The organism is Bradyrhizobium sp. WSM2793, assembly GCF_000379585.1.
Taxonomy (GTDB): Bacteria; Pseudomonadota; Alphaproteobacteria; order Rhizobiales; family Xanthobacteraceae; genus Bradyrhizobium.
On sequence record NZ_KB902768.1, the window covers coordinates 548,040 to 565,424 of the forward strand.

At 64.3% G+C, this 17,385-nt stretch carries 14 protein-coding genes; 8 read left to right on the top strand and 6 right to left on the bottom strand.

The window, feature by feature from the left end; all coding sequences use genetic code 11:
* Window position 1: 1 nt before the first annotated feature.
* On the bottom strand, window positions 2–1,081 hold the full coding sequence (locus tag A3AS_RS0102375) for a maleylacetate reductase (protein ID WP_018316007.1): 1,080 nt from the start codon (window positions 1,079–1,081) through the stop codon (window positions 2–4).
* The gene (locus A3AS_RS0102380; protein ID WP_018316008.1) at window positions 1,078–1,401 is read right to left on the bottom strand and encodes a Dabb family protein; all 324 of its coding nucleotides are present in this window, start codon (window positions 1,399–1,401) and stop codon (window positions 1,078–1,080) included. The genes A3AS_RS0102375 and A3AS_RS0102380 overlap by 4 nt, the downstream gene beginning before the upstream one ends.
* 107 nt (window positions 1,402–1,508) lie before the next feature.
* Between A3AS_RS0102380 and A3AS_RS0102385 the strand changes: the two genes are divergently transcribed.
* The 7 genes from A3AS_RS0102385 (at window position 1,509) to A3AS_RS0102415 (ending at window position 9,987) form a co-directional block, all read left to right on the top strand.
* Window positions 1,509–2,432, top strand: a complete 924-nt coding sequence (locus A3AS_RS0102385) for a LysR family transcriptional regulator (RefSeq protein WP_018316009.1) — start codon at window positions 1,509–1,511, stop codon at window positions 2,430–2,432.
* A 12-nt stretch (window positions 2,433–2,444) separates the two neighbouring features.
* Entirely contained in the window at window positions 2,445–3,890 is a 1,446-nt protein-coding gene (xylB, locus tag A3AS_RS0102390; protein ID WP_018316010.1) for a xylulokinase, read from the top strand.
* Window positions 3,891–4,020: 130 nt separating this feature from the next.
* Window positions 4,021–5,544 carry a sugar ABC transporter ATP-binding protein gene (locus tag A3AS_RS0102395; RefSeq protein WP_018316011.1) on the top strand — a complete coding sequence of 508 codons (1,524 nt, stop codon included), beginning with the start codon at window positions 4,021–4,023 and terminating at the stop codon, window positions 5,542–5,544.
* Window positions 5,537–6,577: a ribose ABC transporter permease gene (locus A3AS_RS0102400; RefSeq protein WP_018316012.1), complete on the top strand. Its 1,041-nt coding sequence runs from the start codon at window positions 5,537–5,539 to the stop codon at window positions 6,575–6,577. The genes A3AS_RS0102395 and A3AS_RS0102400 overlap by 8 nt, the downstream gene beginning before the upstream one ends.
* A gap of 63 nt (window positions 6,578–6,640) precedes the next feature.
* Window positions 6,641–7,588 (top strand): ABC transporter substrate-binding protein, encoded by a 948-nt coding sequence (locus tag A3AS_RS0102405; RefSeq protein ID WP_018316013.1) that lies wholly within the window; start codon window positions 6,641–6,643, stop codon window positions 7,586–7,588.
* Between the two features lie 169 nt (window positions 7,589–7,757).
* Entirely contained in the window at window positions 7,758–8,219 is a 462-nt protein-coding gene (locus A3AS_RS0102410) for a MarR family winged helix-turn-helix transcriptional regulator (protein ID WP_018316014.1), read from the top strand.
* A gap of 67 nt (window positions 8,220–8,286) precedes the next feature.
* Window positions 8,287–9,987 carry an FAD-dependent oxidoreductase gene (locus A3AS_RS0102415; protein ID WP_198293673.1) on the top strand — a complete coding sequence of 567 codons (1,701 nt, stop codon included), beginning with the start codon at window positions 8,287–8,289 and terminating at the stop codon, window positions 9,985–9,987.
* Here A3AS_RS0102415 and A3AS_RS0102420 read toward each other — a convergent pair.
* The 3 genes from A3AS_RS0102420 to A3AS_RS0102430 all read right to left on the bottom strand — a co-directional run bounded on the left by A3AS_RS0102420 (window position 9,970) and on the right by A3AS_RS0102430 (window position 14,295).
* Window positions 9,970–11,505 (bottom strand): hypothetical protein, encoded by a 1,536-nt coding sequence (locus A3AS_RS0102420; protein WP_018316016.1) that lies wholly within the window; start codon window positions 11,503–11,505, stop codon window positions 9,970–9,972. The genes A3AS_RS0102415 and A3AS_RS0102420 overlap by 18 nt on opposite strands.
* Window positions 11,506–11,534: 29 nt before the next feature.
* Window positions 11,535–12,710 (bottom strand): glycosyltransferase family 4 protein, encoded by a 1,176-nt coding sequence (locus A3AS_RS0102425; protein ID WP_018316017.1) that lies wholly within the window; start codon window positions 12,708–12,710, stop codon window positions 11,535–11,537.
* Between the two features lie 238 nt (window positions 12,711–12,948).
* A complete protein-coding gene (locus tag A3AS_RS0102430) occupies window positions 12,949–14,295 on the bottom strand; it encodes a lipopolysaccharide biosynthesis protein (protein ID WP_026201580.1) in 1,347 nt (448 codons plus the stop codon).
* Between the two features lie 465 nt (window positions 14,296–14,760).
* Between A3AS_RS0102430 and A3AS_RS0102435 the strand changes: the two genes are divergently transcribed.
* Entirely contained in the window at window positions 14,761–15,984 is a 1,224-nt protein-coding gene (locus A3AS_RS0102435) for an NAD(P)/FAD-dependent oxidoreductase (protein WP_026201581.1), read from the top strand.
* Between the two features lie 27 nt (window positions 15,985–16,011).
* Here A3AS_RS0102435 and A3AS_RS0102440 read toward each other — a convergent pair whose 3' ends face one another.
* On the bottom strand, window positions 16,012–17,148 hold the full coding sequence (locus tag A3AS_RS0102440) for a GNAT family N-acetyltransferase (RefSeq protein WP_018316019.1): 1,137 nt from the start codon (window positions 17,146–17,148) through the stop codon (window positions 16,012–16,014).
* Window positions 17,149–17,385 lie beyond the last annotated feature (237 nt).

Sequence of the window (17,385 nt, forward strand, 5' to 3'; positions counted from 1 at the left end):
CTCACGCCGCCGTTTTGACAGCGCCCGGCGGCTCGCCGGCCCAGGCGCGCGCGATCAGGTCGCGGATGGCGCCGCGCTCGAGCGGGCGCGGATTCCAGTAGGCGTTGGTGACGGCAAGATCAGCCGCCTTGTCGATGCCGCTCGCGGGCATGCCGATATCGCGCAGCGCCATCTTCGCACCCAGCCGCTTCGCAAGTTCGAAAAGTCCCTGCGATGCATCGGCGGCGCCGATTGCGCGCGAGATGCGCATCATGGCGTCGGGCACCACCGGCGCGTTGTAGGCGAGCGCATGCGGCAGCACGATGGTGTGGGTCTCGGCGTGCGGCAGATCGAACGTGCCGCCGAGCGTATGGCAGAGTTTGTGATGCAGCGCCATGCCGACGGTGCCAAGGCACACGCCGCACAGCCATGCACCATAAAGTGCTTCGGTGCGGGCCTCGCGGTCATCGCCCTTGGCGGCGATGGCGGGCAGGGCACGTGCCAACGCGCGGATGCCTTCTTCCGCCATCAGCGAGGTCACGGGATTGGCATCCCGCGCATAGAGCGCCTCGACGGCATGGGCGATCGCGTTGATGCCTGATGTCGCGGCGAGACCCGCCGGCAGCGTCAAAGTGAGGTCGACATCGTAGATCACGGTCTCGGGCAGGATTGCCGCATCGCGCACTGTGGTCTTCAGGCCGTTCTCGGTCTGGCCGACGATCGGCGTCATCTCGGAGCCTGCATAGGTGGTGGGAATGCAGAGCTGGTTGACGCCGGTTCGCAGCGCCAGCGCCTTGCCGAGGCCGGTGGTGGAGCCGCCGCCGAGCGAGACGACGCAGTCGGCCTCACACGCCTTCATCGCCGCGAGCGCGCGCTCCGTGACCTCGACAGGCGTATGCATGACCGCGCCGGGAAAGATGCCGGCATAGAGCGAGCCGAGCGCCGCCCCAAGGCTCCTGCCTTGCGCTTCCTGCTGCGGCGTCGTCAGCACCAGCGCGCGCTTGCCGCCGAGACGCTCGACCTCGGCCTTGGCGGAGCCAAGCGTTCCGCTGCCGAACACGACGCGGCAGGGCAGGTTTTCAAAGGTGAACGAACCGATCATGCGCCGGTCTCTTTGATGGGATAATCGACCTGGAAGCGCCCGATCCGCAAGTCGCCAAGCGCCTCGCGCACGCGCAGATGTTCCGGGTGGTTGGCATAGGCCGAGAGCGCGGCCTGGTCGGTGAATTCCGAGAACAGCACCACGTCGCAAGCGTAATCCACCGCGCTGACGTCAACGCCGACCTCGATATGGGTGAGGCCATCGATCCGGCCCTTGAGGCCCTCGAACAGGGTCTTGACCTTGACCCGGGCGGCGGAGCGCTCCTCGGGGCTTTCCCCGCGCAGCCGCCACATCACGATGTGCCTGATCGGGCCCGACATTTCCTGATTTCCTCGCCTGCCATTGTGCTTTGTTGGCGCTATTTTGCCTTGCAGAAATCGGAAATAAAGGCCAAAATTTGTAAGTCTCTTTTCCTATTTTCGCAAAAATGGACCGGCTGCTCCAACTCGAAGTCTTCTCCAAAACCGCCGAGCTCGGCAGCCTGTCCAAGGCCGCCGAAATCCTGCGGATGTCGAACGCGGCCGCCAGCCGCCACCTCAGCGCGCTGGAGGAACGACTCGCAGTCAGGCTGATCGAGCGCAACACGCGCCGCCTATGGCTGACGGAGGCAGGGCAGGAGCTCCTGCAGCGGTGCGGCACATTGTTGAACGAGCTCGCCGAAGCCGAGGATGCCGTCTCCGACCGCGCGCTGTCGCCGAAGGGCATGCTGCGCGTGACGAGCTCGCTGTCCTTTGCGATGATCTATCTCGCGCCGATGCTGCCCGCCTTCCGCGCGCTCTATCCTGATCTCAGCGTGCAGATCATCAGCGCAAACCGCTACCTGGACTTCATCGAGGCCGGCATTGACGTCGCGATCCGCACGCGCGAGCACGAGCCGGACTCCAACATCATCGTCCGCCGTATCGGCCAGATGCACCGCGTGCTCGCGGCGGCGCCGTCATATCTGGAGAAGCACGGCCGGCCGGAGCACCCTGCCGATCTCGCCCGCCACAACATGCTGATCTACAATCTCGCCAACGATCCCTATTCGCTGCGGCTCAGCCAGGGCAGCACGACGCAGACGGTGCGGATCGCGCCGACGCTCGACAGCAATGATGGCCAGATCATCTGCGGTGCGGCACGCGCGGGGCTCGGCATCCTGATCCAGCCACTTTACATCGTGCAGAGCGATATCGCGGCCGGCCGGCTCGTGCCTGTCCTGATGGGCTGGGAGTTGCCGCTGCTCACCATGAACATCGCCTATCAAAACCGCGTCCGGCTGCCCGCCAAGATCAGGGTGTTTTCCGACTTCCTGGTCAGCCACATCCGCGAGCATTCGGAACCGGGGATCTGGATCGACGCGGCGAAGTGAGCGGAAGCAGTCATGTATCTCGGCATCGATCTCGGCACCTCCGCAGTCAAAACCGTTCTCGTCGACGGTGCCCAGCGCGTGATTGCAAGCGAGAGCCGGCCGCTGACGATCACCTCGCCGCAATCAGGCTATTCCGAGCAGGATCCCGCGCAATGGATCGAGGCGACCTTCGCCACGCTCGATGCCCTGAAGGTATCGCATGGAAGAGAACTCGCGGCGGTCGAGGGCATCGGGCTGTCCGGACAAATGCATGGCGCCACGCTGCTCGATGCGAGCTTGAGACCGCTGCGGCCTTGTATCCTCTGGAACGACGGACGCGCCGCCGCCGAGTGTCGCGTCCTGGAGCAGCGCTGGCCCGCCTTGCGTGCAGTGACGGGCAACAAGGCGATGCCGGGATTCACCGCGCCAAAACTGCTCTGGATCGCGAGGCACGAACCTGAAGGCTTTGCAGCGACGAAGTTGGTGCTGCTGCCAAAGGCCTACCTGCGCCTGGTGCTATCAGGCGAAGCCATCGAGGACGTCTCGGATGCGTCGGGATCGCTGTGGCTCGACGCCGCGCGCCGCGACTGGTCGGACGCAGCGCTCGCCGCGACTGGACTGTCGCGCGATCACATGCCGCGTTTGGTCGAGGGATGCGCGCCTGCAACGACGTTGCGCAGCGAGCTCGCGCGACGCTGGAGTATGACCCGGCCGCCGGTGATCGCGGGCGGCGCCGGCGACAATCCGGCCGGCGCCGTCGGCATCGGCGCGATCGAGCCGGGAACCGCATTCATCTCGCTGGGAACCTCGGGTGCCTTGCTGGCCCCGACCAACAGGGTAGCCGCCAACCCCGACCGCGTCGTGCACACGTTCTGCCACGCCATTCCCGGCAGGTGGATTCAAGCCGGCGCGATCCTGTCGGCCGCCTCCTGCCTTGCATGGACCGCGCGCCTGTTCGGCGTTACCGAGGCTGAATTGCTGGCACCGCTCGGATCGCGCCCGCGGGCACCGTCGCCCGCGAGCTTCCTGCCGTATCTCGCGGGTGAGCGGACGCCGCACGACGATCCCGTCGTGCGCGGGATGCTCGATGGTTTGAGCCATGGCACCGATCGCGGGATGATCGTGCAGGCGGTGCTCGAGGGCGTTGCATTTGCGCTCGCCGATTGCCGCGACGCGCTCGCCGATGCTGGCATTGTGATTACGGAAGCCGATGCCATTGGCGGTGGTTCACGGTCCGGCTTCTGGCTCTCGGTGCTGGCGAACGTGCTGAACGTTCCGATCCACCGCTTCGCCGGAGGTGAGACCGGCGCCGCGTTCGGTGCGGCGAGATTGGGGCGACTTGCTGTCACGGGTGAGGCAATCGAAACCGTGTGCACGCGGCCGCAACGCATCGACACGTTCGAACCTGACGCTGGGCTGACGGATGCTTATGCCGAGCGGCTTCCCGCGTGGCGCGAACTGTATCGGCCGCGCCACTAGCATCGCCTCGATGCTACATTCCGGCCTGTTCGGTATTGCCCTGTGCCGCGGCCTTTTGTTTAATGCGCAAGCCGCGCTGACAGAATGATTGAGACGCGGGTGGGAAACGCATTGTGCGCCGGGAGGCACGATGAACGATCCGATCCTCGAGATGCGTGGGGTCTCAAAATCCTTCTTCGGCATCAAGGCGCTGCGTGCCGTCGATCTCACCGTCTATGCCGGCGAAATTCATGCGTTGATGGGTGAGAACGGCGCCGGCAAGTCGACGCTGATGAAGATCCTGTCCGGCGCCTACAGACCCGATCCCGGCGGCGAGATCCGCATCGAAGGACATCCGGTCCGGATCGAAGGCCCGCTCGGCGGCCGCGCGGCGGGCATCTCCATCATCTATCAGGAGCTGTCGCTCGCGCCCAATCTCAGTGTTGCCGAGAATATCTATCTGGGACGGGAGATATCGCGGACAGGCTTGCTGGCGCGCGGCGCCATGCGCGAGGCCGTCGGTCCGATACTGAAACGGCTCGGCGCTGACTTCCAGCCGTCGACGCTGGTGGCGCATCTGTCCATGGGACAGCGGCAACTGGTCGAGATCGCGCGGGCGTTGCATGCGAGATCAAAGATCCTGATCATGGACGAGCCGACCACCTCCTTGTCGGCCGCCGAAAGCGAGCGGCTGTTCGCGCTGATCCGCCAGCTCAGGGCGGAGGGGCTCGCCATCATCTACATCTCGCATCGCATGGACGAGGTCTACGCGCTCGGCGACCGCGTCACCGTGCTGCGCGACGGTCGGCTGGTCGGCTCGCTCGACAAGGCCGAGATCCGTGCCGACACCATCGTGCGGCTGATGGTCGGACGCGACGTCTCATCGTTCTACAAGAAGGACCATGATCCGGAGGCAGGACGCGGCCATCCCGTGCTCGCCGCGATCGACATGGCCGATGGCCTGCGCGTCAAGGGCTGCTCGCTGACCGTGCATGCGGGTGAGGTGGTCGGTCTCGCCGGTCTGATCGGCGCCGGCCGCACCGAGCTTGCGCATCTCATCATCGGCGCGTTGCCAAAAACCTCCGGCTGGCTCGAGCTGGAGGGGCGCCCGGTCGAGATCCGCGCGCCGGGTGAGGCGCTCGAGGCCGGGATCGCCTATCTGACCGAGGACAGGAAGGCGCTCGGCCTGTTTCTCGACATGTCGTGTCTGGACAACATCAACCTCGCGGTGCTCGGCCGCGATGCGAAGCTCGGCTGGTTCCTGGATCGTGACAAGGCACGCGAGCGCGCCGATCGAGCCTTCGCAGGGCTCAGCATTCGCGCCGCCAATGTCGGCGTCCCCGCCGGTGGCCTGTCCGGCGGCAACCAGCAGAAGCTGCTGCTGTCGCGGCTTCTTGCCATTGCGCCAAAGGTGCTGATCCTCGACGAGCCGACGCGCGGCGTCGACGTCGGCGCCAAGTCCGAGATCTATTCGATCATCGACAATCTCGCCAAGGCTGGCACCGCGATCCTCGTCATCTCGTCCGATCTGCCGGAGATTATCGGCATCTGCGACCGCGTCGTCGTCATGCGAGCCGGGCATATCGCCGGCGAGGTCAGGCGTGAAGCGGCGGTCGCGCTGAACCAGGAAGACATCATGGCGCTTGCGACGGGGATGGAGCATCTCGATGCCTGACAATGGTGCTTCGCAGGCCAAGCCGGCATCGACGACGACCAACGGTGCTGCCGCAGAGTCAAAGCGCCAGCGGGTGAGGGTGCTGATCAGCGCGCTCGGCATGCTGCCGGTGCTGCTGATCCTGTGCGGCGGTTTCCATTTCCTGTCCGAGGGCCGCTTCTTCACCGGACAAAATCTCGGCATTGTGTTGCAGCAGGCAGCGGTGAACACCGTGCTCGCCGCGGGCATGACCTTCGTGATCCTCACCGGCGGCATCGACCTTTCGGTCGGCTCGATCCTGGCGGCTTCCGCGATGGCCGGGTTGACGCTCTCCAAGATGCCGGAGCTCGGGATGCTGTGGCTGCCGGCCGCGCTGCTCACCGGCCTTGGCTTCGGCGTCGTCAACGGCGCGTTGATCGCGCTGCTCCGGCTGCCGCCCTTCATCGTCACGCTCGGCTCTCTCACCGCCGTGCGGGGCCTGGCGCGACTGCTCGGCGCCGACACCACGGTGTTCAATCCCTCGATTCCCTACGCTTTCATCGGCAACGGCTCGCTGACGCTCATTCCCGGCGTCGTCTCGATCCCATGGCTCTCGGTGATAGCCTTGCTCGTCATTCTCGTCTCGTGGCTGGTGCTGCGCCGGACCGTGCTCGGCGTGCACATCTATGCGGTTGGCGGCAATGAAAGTGCGGCGCGGTTAGCCGGCATCAAGGTCTGGGCGGTGCTGATCTTCGTCTACGGCGTCTCCGGGCTCTTCGCCGGGCTCGGCGGCGCCATGCAGGCGGCGCGGCTCTACGCCGCCAACGGCCTGCAGCTCGGCCAGTCCTACGAGCTCGACGCCATCACCGCCGTGATCCTCGGCGGCACCTCATTCGTCGGCGGCATCGGCTCGATCTGGGGTACGCTGGTCGGCGCGCTGATCATCGCGGTGCTCTCGAACGGCCTGATCCTCGTCGGCGTCTCCGACATCTGGCAATACGTGATCAAGGGCCTGGTGATCATCGGTGCCGTCGCGCTCGACCGCTATCGGCTGCAGGGCTCCGCCAGGACGTGAAAGGTTCCGGTGCGGCTACTGGTCTGCCGTGCCTGACATGAAGACAGACCAGGGAGGAAGCCAATGTTGAAGACGATCACGCTCGCCGGTGCCGCGACGGCGCTTGCCCTAAGCGCCGCGCCATCCTTCGCCAAGGAGCTCAAGTCGATCGGCGTCTCGCTGGGGTCGATGGGCAATCCGTTCTTCGTCGCGCTGTCGAAGGGCGCCGAGTTCGAGGCGAAGAAGACCAATCCCAATGTGAAGATCACGACGGTCGGCTTCGAATACGACCTCGGCAAGCAGGTCACCCAGATCGACAATTTCATTGCCGCCGGCGTCGACCTGATCCTGCTCAATCCGGGCGATCCCAAGGCGATCGGGCCGGCGATCAAGAAGGCGCAGGCGGCAGGCATCGTCGTCGTCGCGGTCGACACCGCGGCCGAAGGCGCCGATGCCACCGTGACCACGAACAACGTGCAGGCCGGCGAGATCTCCTGCCAGTACATCGTCGACAAATTGGGAGGCAAGGGCGATGTCATCATCGAGAACGGGCCGCAGGTCTCGGCGGTGATCGACCGCGTCGTCGGCTGCAAGAACGTCTTCTCGAAGAACGCCGGCATCAAGGTGTTGTCCAACGACCAGGATGGCAAAGGCTCGCGCGAAGGCGGCCTCACCGTCGCGCAGGGCTATCTGACCCGCTTCCCCAAGATCGACGCCATCTTCGCCATCAACGATCCGCAGGCGATCGGCACCGACCTTGCGGCGCGCCAGCAAAACCGCAGCGGTATCGTCATCACCGCGGTCGACGGCGCGCCCGATATCGAGGCCGCGCTGAAGGATCCGCAGTCGCCGCAGATCCAGGCCTCTGCTTCGCAGGATCCGTTCTTCATGGCACGGCGGGCCGTGCAGGTGGGTGTCGGCATCCTCAACGGCCAGAAACCGGCCTCGACCGTCGAACTGCTGCCGTCCAAGCTCGTGACCCGGGACAACGTCGCCGAGTATAAGGGCTGGACCTCGGATCGTTCGCAGTAAGATGCGGTCCCGTGCCGGGAGCGATTGAAACGGGATGACGGGCGGCGTTTGAAACCACGCTGCCTGTCATGCCAAAGCCGATGCACGTGCCGATCTGCTGTACGAGCGGGCGGGCTGCCTCTTGTGTTAGCCTCGCGCAACCTCGACCGGTCGAATCGGAAGCGATCTCGTGAAATCCAGGACATCCGGTACCGCCTGGCGGCATGCCAATATCGGCCGCCTGCTCAACAACGCGGTTCGCCGCTTCGAAGGCCGCGTCCTCGAATTGATGGGCGAGCGGGGACACGACGAGACGCGCATTGCCCATGTCAGCCTCACCCGCAATCTCGACGTGGAGGGGACGCGGCTCACCGAGCTCGCCCGCCGTGCGTCCATGAGCAAGCAGGCGATGGGCGAGCTGGTCGATCAATGCGCCGAGCTCGGCCTCGTCGATCGCATCGCCGATCCGACCGACCGGCGCGCCCGCATCGTCATGTTCACGCCGGCCGGCCGCAAATGGCTCGACGCGTTCCGCGATGCGGTCGACATCGCCGAGCAGGAGATGCGCGTCGAGCTCGGCAAGTCCGCCATGGACGCCATCCTGAAAGGGCTGACGGTCTACGGGGCGAAGTTCGACACGCTCGACGATTAGTCAGGTAATTTGACGATATCGTCAGGCAGCCTTACCATGCAAGATAGTGCTGGTGGGGAGAAACCTATTGGAAACACGTCTGACGGCCTCGGTGCTCATCGTCGGCGGGGGACCCTGCGGGCTGATGCTGGCCAACGAGCTCGGCCGGCGCGGCGTGTCCGCGATCCTGGTCGACGACAAGCCGGGCACCGCATTCAATCCGCAAGCCAACGCAACGCAGGCGCGCTCGATGGAGCATTATCGGCGGCTGGGTTTTGCCGACGAGATCAGGCGCGAGGGCCTGCCCGCGGACTACCCGACCGACGTTGCGTATTTCACCCGCTATACCGGTTACGAGCTGGCGCGTTTTGCATTGCCGTCATCGTCCCGCGCGGGCGAGCTGATCAAGGGCATGTCGGGCTCCTGGAGCGCAGCGGAGCTGCCGCATCGCGTCTCGCAAAAATATGTCGAGGCGGTGCTGCGCCGCCATGCCGAGCGGCTTCCCGGTATCCAGCTCAACTATGGCCACCGGCTCGTCGGTTACACCGAAAACGATGACGGCATCGTCGGCGAGATCGAATGTCTCGATGATGGCAGGCGCTTTCAGGTCCGGGCCGACTTCTTGGTCGGCGCCGACGGACCCCGCTCGGCGGTTCGCCAATCGCTCGGCATCGTCTATGGCGGCGAGACCGGGACGCAGCGCGATTTCATGGGCGGCCGCATGCTGGCTGTGTATCTCCGCTCGCCGGAGTTCTACGCGAGCGTCCCGCACGCCAAGGCGTGGATGTACAACTGCTTCAATGGTGACCGCCGGGCCTTCATGGCCTCGGTGAACGGACGCGACGAATTCGCGTTTCACACCCAGCTGCGGCCGGGTGAAGACGCGAGTGCGATCACGATCAATGATGCCAAGGCCGCGTTCCAGCGCGCCTGCGGCGCGCCGATCGAATGCGAGGTGCTGTCGTTCGTGACCTGGACCGCAGGTCACGCGCTGGTCGCGAACGGCATGCAGCGGGGCAGGGTGTTCCTCGGCGGCGACGCGGCGCATCTATTCACGCCGACTGGCGGGCTCGGCTACAACACTGCGATCGAGGACGCGGTCAACCTCGGCTGGAAGCTGGCAAGCGTCGTCAAGGGCGTAAGCCCGGTATCGCTGCTCGACAGCTACGAGGTCGAGCGGCGTCCGGTGGCGCTCCGCAACACCGACTATGCCCGGCGCTTCGCGGACTCCCTTGGTCTCTTCGCGCCCGCGCCTGACATCGAGGACGCCACGGACGAAGGCAACGAAGCGCGGCGTACGGCAGGCGTCTATCTCGAGCAGCACGCTCGTGCCGAATTCAACATCCCCGGTGTTACCTTCGGTGGGCGTTACGACGGTTCTCCAATCATCGTCTCCGACGGCAGCCGGCCGCCGCCTGATGCTGCGAACGTCTACATTCCCAGCGCCTGTCCTGGCGGACGCGCACCGCATGCGTGGCTGGAGGACGGCGTGTCCTTGTACGATTTGTTCGGATTCGAATGGACGTTGCTCCAGTTCGGCGAGGTCGCGCCGGCGCCCGCTGCGGTCGCCGACGCCGTCCGCGTGCTCGGGGCGGATGTGAAGCTCGTCACGCTGCCGGGATCCTTGCGCGAACTCTATGACGCCGACCTTGCTTTGATACGTCCCGATCAGATCGTGGCCTGGCGTGGCAGCGCGTCACCGGCCGGAACGATCGGGCGTGTCCTCGCCCGCGCGCTTGGGCACGGCGCAGGCGACGGCGCGCCGGCGGCTTCAGCCGGCGGTGTATGAACTGGTGCGCGGAGACTGAACGGCGGACGGAAGTTTGCTCGCGAAGGCGCGGGTCTTGGGCTGGACACGCGATCCGTCGATCACCTCGAGTCGGCCGCAGCGGTTCAGGGTGTGCAGCTTTCTGCCCGGCCACGCCGGTCCGGGCTTTAGGGAATGGCGGACGATCTGCTTGAAGGCCGTCGGCGACAGCTCGATTACTTCCGCCAGCGCGAGCGCCGCACCGTATCCGTCGGCACAGTTCTGGACCGGGCGCCACAATTGGTCATTGATGGTCACGAAATTCCCCGCCGGCCGCGTGCTTGCACGGTCGATCAGGACCGGATTGCTGGCGTGCGGCAACCAGGGCCCCAGGAGGTGCTCGGCGTAATAGATCGCCAGCGAGTCTGAATAGCCACCGGTGCCATCGCGCCAGGCGCCGAACAGATAATGCAGGCCGTTGTGCCGCGTGATCGTGACGTCGGCGAGCTCAAGGCCTGACAGGAGAGTCGCGTGTCTCTCCCATTTGTCCGGGAAGCGAACGCATTTATAGAGGGCAACGTCGCCGTGGATCGAGCTCTCCGGGATCATCCACAAATCGCCGCCGTCTTCGATCAGAAAGGGATAGGAGAGGTGCCAGGGCTCCTCGAGCACGGGCACGACCTCGCCGGTCGGCCCATTGTCACCGAACTCGATCGCCGAAATGATGCCCTTTCCAACCCGGTGATCGAGGTCTTCGAAGAAGACGAATGTTCGGCCCTGCCACGTGACGGGAATGGGATCGGCGTAGAAGTGATTGCCGGGATCGGGAAGAATGTTCCAGCCTGGTCCAGACAGGTCGCCATTCTGCCAGACGCCTGCGCCGTCGTTGAAACGCCACCCGATATGCCAATGCGGGGCGTAACAGCAGAGGCGATAGATCTCCTTGGCGATCGACACGGCAAGGCCGCGCGCGACATAGCCGGCGGGACCCCGGCGCGGGCCCTCTCCGGCGGGACGCGCCAGTTGCGGCACAATCCGCGGCCGTCCCGACAGGATCGCCGACACCATGGTCAGCGTTCGCGCCATGACAGTTTCGAGTGCGCCGCTGAGGCCTGCGGCAATTTCGCCGGAAGGATGGCCGCGATCGACGACCGATCCGTCGACTTCGTTGACGATGTCGATCACCGGCAGGTCGCCGGCCAGGATGGCGGCGAGCGCGGCGTTTTCGCCTGCAACTCCATTGAACAGCGGACGGAGATACAGCCGGGCCGAGCCCTTCGGATCGTGCGCGCCGCCGGTGAAATCGACGATCACGTCGGCCGTCCCGGTGGGCGCCTGCGTCCGTTCCGCAACAATGTTCAGCCTGTTGGCGCCGCTGTGTTTGCCCTTGTACAACACCAGGCGTTCGAGCTCGAACAGGGCGTCGAGACCTGTGGGGCGCGGCTCTGCAGTCGCCGTCCACGCGATTTGAACCGGAACGTCCCGGCCGTCGATCGACAGCGTCTGGCGATCCATCCACCGCCGCGCGTAGTCGCGTTCACAGCGAAACTCGATGATCATGTCGAGCCCAATTATTCCAACGTATCAGGTCAAGTGACCTGGCCGAGAATTCGAACGTATTCCTCCACCATGGCATCTACCGAATAGCGCAGCCGCAGGCCTTTGGCGTTTTGTCGCAGTTGGTCGCTCAAATGTTGGTCCGTCAACAGCCCGGAGACGGCTGCAGAGAGCTTCGCGTGATCGGAGGCGTCGACGAAGAGCGCAGTCGGCTTTCCTTCGTAGGACAACACTTCGCGCAAGACGGGAAGATCGTTGACGACGGAGGGAACACCTGCGTTCGCAGCTTCGACCGCGGCCAGACCGAAGGTCTCGGCCTGTGTCGGGAATACGAACACGTCGAGGCAGGCGAGAAACTCCGCCATCCGGCTGGGCGGGATTTCCCCCAGCAAATGCAGCCTGTCTGACACCTTCAATTCACTCGCGAGCAGCTTCAGCCGAGCCTCGTCGGCTCCCTGGCCGGCGAGCGCGAGGTGCCAGGACGGTTGATCCGGCAGCAGACGTATCGCCAGGTCGAGACGCTTGTGCGGATGCAGCCTCGCTGCGCAGCCGAGCAATACACGATCCGGCGGCAGGCTGAGTTTTTGTCGTGCGGCTTCCTTCGACAGGATCAGGGCCTTGTCATCGAAGCCGTGCGGGACATGCACCATGCGCGACCGGTAGGCCGCGGGGTAGCGCGAATATTCGCGCTCCATGTCTTGCGAATTGAGCGTGATGCGATCGAAGAAGCCGAGGCTGCCCATGGCGATGTCGGCGGTGCGGACCGGCCAGCTCATCGACAATGCGGATGACACCTGATTGGCGATGACAGGTGCGCGGCTGACGAGGCGCGTCACGCCGCCGCCGATGACGTTGCCGAAATGCTGGAAGGTCAGGACGGCGTCGGGCCTGATGGTGCTGATATGGCGGCCGAGCGTCCACAGCATCCGCAGCAGTGCCACCGGATTGCCGGGTCGGCTCGGTGCGCAATAGAGCGTATCGGGCGGCTCGTCGAAGGAATCCGATTTGCGGAAGAAAAATAGATTGGTGACGCGGTAGCCGCGCGCGGTCAGCCCGGCGCCGAGAAGCCTGGAGATCTCCTGCGCACCGGCGTTCTCGGCTTGGGTCTGCGCGAGAAGCACGTGCAGCTTTCGTCCGCCGCCGTTCGACCGCGCGGGTGCCGTCGCGGTCGTCTCGCCCAATTCCTTGTTCGGCTGATAGTGGAGCACCGATCCCGACCCGCTAAAGAAACGAAATCTTCACCTTCTTAACTCCGTACCTATCATGCGGGCATCGCGCGGACACCGACTAGCAACAAACGGAGTTAATGCCAGGCCTGGCCGCCGACATCGCTCCCGCAGGCATTTCACGGGTTCCGGGATGCTGCGCAGCGAGCGCGTTAACCAATCGATCCCGAGCGCTACCAGCGCGTGATCGCGAACTGCCGGCGGAGGGCGTGATTGAGGCCTAGTCGCTGGAGTCGGCGCCGCGCACTGCATAATTGCCGCGCTTCAAGGCGGAGAAGCGCAGCAGCACGAGGATCGAAGGATCCACCCCTGTTCGGCGGCGGCAGAGGACGTTCAGGGCAATGGTCGCGAGCGCCAGCGATACGGTCGCCGAAATCGCGGCGCCAAGCACACCGAGCCAGGGAATGAGGATGAGAAATCCCACGAGCCGCAGCGCGACATTGGCGGCAACGACGGGAACGTAGATTCGTTCATGGCCGGTCAGTTGCAGGATCGCAGCAGACGGGCCGCCTGCGGCCTGGATGGCCGTCCCGATTGCGAGCACGATCAAGACCGAGTGCTGCGCGGTGAAATGAGGTCCGAACAGGTTGAGGAGATAGGGGCCGCCGATCCAGATCGTTGCCAGCCCGGCGATCACGCATAGCGCGGTCACCTCCGCCATCAGCTGCAAGGTTCGCTCGAACTCCCGGTGGTTCTTGCTGAAATACAGCGAGGGAAGCCGGCGGGCTCCGAACGTGTATAGCGCTGCCGACAGCATGGCGAAGATGTTGGCAAGGCGCGATGCGGCAAAGTAGATACCGGCAGTCACCGGATCCAGCATCCAGTACACCAGAATGACGTCGAAATACTGGTTTGCGGCTTCAAGGATGGATGCAAGCCAGAAGTGCAGGGCGCTCGAGCGCCAGCGGGACGTTTCGGAGCGCGCCGGCGTACCGCGCAAATCCGGCAGCACGCGCGCGATCGAGACGATCTGTGCAACCAGGCCCACCGATATGGCAAGTGTCATCACCGCCATCAACTCGGCGGGATCGAGTTGCCGATGACCGAGCAGCATGGCGAGCAGAAACAGGACGACGATGACTCGCCAGAAGAACTCGCGATTTCCTTCGCCCGTGAGAATGCTGACCAGGGAGCGTGCGATCTGGCTGCCAAGCATCACTCCGGCAGTCGCGGCCGTATAGGCCGACACCGCAAGTATGAGCAGCCACCCGTCGCCTCTCATGTCCGCCGCGATGGCGATCCCGATGATCACAATCAGCATTGCGACCGAGGTAATCTTGAAGCTCGACAGGAGAACACCTTTGGTGAGGTCCGGCCTGTCGCCGACCTGATACTCGTTCAGGAACCGCACCAGCAACGATTCCTGGCCGACCAGTCCCACGACGGCGGCGATCTGGGCAACCGAAAGCCAGGTCGCAAAGATACCGAAGCCGTCGGGCGACATCGTTCGCGCGGCCAGCGAAAACAAAGCAAACGCGAGCGCGCCGCTACCAACCTTGAGCAGGATGGTACCGACGACACCGCGCGTGACATCGCGCCGCATGAGCTGGAGGATGGATTTAATCATGAGAGTTTAAGGGGCTGCTCTCCTCTGAAAAACATGTTCCGATATCGGTGACAACCTAGCATGCCGAAAAACAGCGAGTGTTAATGCGGGCGTCCAGGATATCGCCCGCGACTCGATACCGCGATGATGCCGGTTGCTCCACTGTGGAACATCGCCGTCCCCGTTGTCCCAAATAGAGCAGCGCCGAGCTCAGGCCGACTGACGGCATAGTGCCGCATCGACGGCCGATAAAGGCGAGATCAGGCGCTTGAATGCGGAATGGCTCGCCGGGATCGGCCGCAGAACTGCCGGAAGCCGGAATTTACCGAGAATCCCGAGCAAGAGGCGTGCCGGTTATCGTCTGGGTAGCCCGGCTCTCTGCTTCATTAACCTCGATACCGAGAAATGATCGCGTTTGGTCCTGCGATGCGACATCAGGCCGGAGAATTGCACGTGCGGCTTTGGTTGACCGTGGGAGCCTGGATCATGACGGCGGATAGAACTGTGACCGAGCCGATCGGCGCGGCTGGCACTTCGACGATCGTTGCGGATATCGCGATCGTCGGCGGCGGCCTCGCAGGATCGCTTGCGGCGGCCGTGCTGGCGCGGGCAGGGCATCGCATCGCCCTGATCGACAAGCGGGCAGTCCATCCGGATGAGTTCCGGGTCGAAAAGATCGGTGGCCATCAATTGGCGATGCTCCGCAAGCTGGGCTTCCTCGATGCGCTCGAAAATGTCGCTTGTCGATATGATCAGGTGCTCAATATCCGGGAAGGCAAGGTGGTCGATGTCAGCGTCGGCCAGGCCTACGGATTTCCCTATGCCGACCTCGTTGCGATGGCGCGCAGCCGGATCCCCGATCCATCCGATCTGATCGTCGACGAGGTCACCGCGATCAGCTGCAGCGACGACGTCCAGCACCTCGAGCTGGCCTCCGGACGGCGCGTGACTGCGCGTCTCGTCGTTCTGGCCACGGGCATGGCGGCGGCTCTCGGTTATAAACTCGGTATCAAACGGCAGATTCTGGCCGAACGCCATTCGGTTTCGTTCGGCTTCACGATCGCCCGCCGCGATGGCGCGCCGTTCGATTTCGAGGCGCTGACCTGCTATGGCGAGCGCACCGCCGACGGCATCGACTATCTCAGCCTGTTTCCGGTACGCGCCGGCATGCGGGCCAATCTTTTCATGTTCCGCGACCCGACCGATCCGATCATGCGCGAGCTGCGTCGTGAGCCGGAAGCGACAGTTCTGCGTCTGCTGCCGGGATTGCGGCCCTATCTCGGCGATTTCCGCGTCACTGACCGTGTCCAGAACTGGGTGATGGATCTGACCGTGGTCGAGGGACATCTCCAGCCCGGCATCGTGCTCATCGGCGATGCGTTCCAGACCAATTGTCCCGCCGCCGGCACGGGCGTCGCGCGCCTGCTGGTGGACGTCGATCGTCTGTGCACCGAATATGCTCCGAAGTGGCTCGCGACCCCAGGCATGGGCCTGGACAAGATCCCGCAGTTCTATTCCGATCGCGACAAGATCGCGGCGGACCAGCAGTCCCTGAAGATGGCGCGCTTCCGCCAGGCCCTGACATCCCGCAACGATATCGGCTGGGATGTCCGGCGCCGGTTGCACTTCCTGCGGCGCAGCCTGGCGCACCGCGTCGATCAAATGCATCCCGGCTGGCTCGGGCGTGTTCGCGGGGCGTTGCGCGCCTGAGCTCCGTAGCCCTTCGCCTGCCGTTTTTCAGCGCGTGGGCGTTGGAGTGCGGGCGGGCAGGAGCCGCAAATCCGACAGCCGCTTGGCCGCCAGTTTGAGCCAGGGAGCCTGCTTCAGCGCGAACAGGGCGATGGCACCTGCGGTGCTGCCTGCTTTCGTGATCGCCCACATCGGCGAGGGCTGTCCGCCGAACAGTTTCTTGTATGGCTCGTCACCAATGGTGAAATCGAGCATCTGATCGCCGCGCTCGATACAATCCCGCGCGACCTGCTCGAACATCAGCGCGCCGAGCGACTGGCTCTTGTACCCGGCAATGTCGAAGGCGCTCATGATGATGAGGAAACTGCCCTGATGGCAGAGGCCGAGCACGGCGGCGATCACTTCGCCGTCCATCTTCATGGCATAGAGACGCACAAAGGAGCCGAGACCACGAAGGGCCACGTCGGAATAGAAGCCGAAATATTCGGGACGCTGGAGCAGATCTCCGTCGCCTTGCGCCTGAAAGCGCGGACCGCGAAACTTCCTCATCACATCCAGCGCTTCGAGCACGGAGGCGCTGTCATTGCAGCATGAGAAGCTCAGTGCGCCTTTTTTCTGGAGCTGACGATATTTCTTTGCAAGCTCCTTCTGATAGGAGCGATCGATCGCACTGGCCCGCCATTGCTCGAACGGCGCGACGAGCACCGTCGCGTAGGCATTGGTGTCCATCGATACGCGGCGGGACGTAGCCAGGAGGTTCTCGATCGGAAGCCGCCCGTCGGGCAGCTTGGTCATCCGGAGCAGATCGAAAGGACGAACGAGGCGCCGGATCTCCGCGCATGCTTCGGCGTCGTCGAGCAGTTGTGAAAACAATTTCGGGCTGCAAATTGGCGCCAGATAATCGGAGACACGGAGGTCGGCGAACTCGACGGTTCGGATCGGACCGCGCCGGATCCGGAGCAAGGGCAGCACCATCGCAAGGGCGCCCGTCGCGCGGTGGCGGACCACGACGACCAGAGGTGTCGCACCCGCATCCGACGCGAGCCTGGTGTAGAGGCTGTGCAGCCAGATCGGATGCTGGAACGCAGTGGCAGCCGAGCGATCAAACAGCTCGGCATATTCCGGAGACAGAAAGTCGAACGCCTGCTCGATGACGATGTCGAACGTGTTGCTAAGCTTGTTCATGCGCAATCAGTGAAACCGGATAATTCGCGAAGTCGATCGAGCCGTGGCTACGCCTTATAGCAGGCCGTTACGGGCAAGACACCGGCGGCGTGCGATTTGCATTAACGCGCTCAACCACGTTCGTATCGTTACCAAATTCTTAAATTCCAGAGCCGTTTGGGCTTGGTCTCAGGATGAGATTGTGCAGAGGCGGCCTGATGCCAGACAAGGCTCCGGGCAGCTGAAGTTCACCTGCCC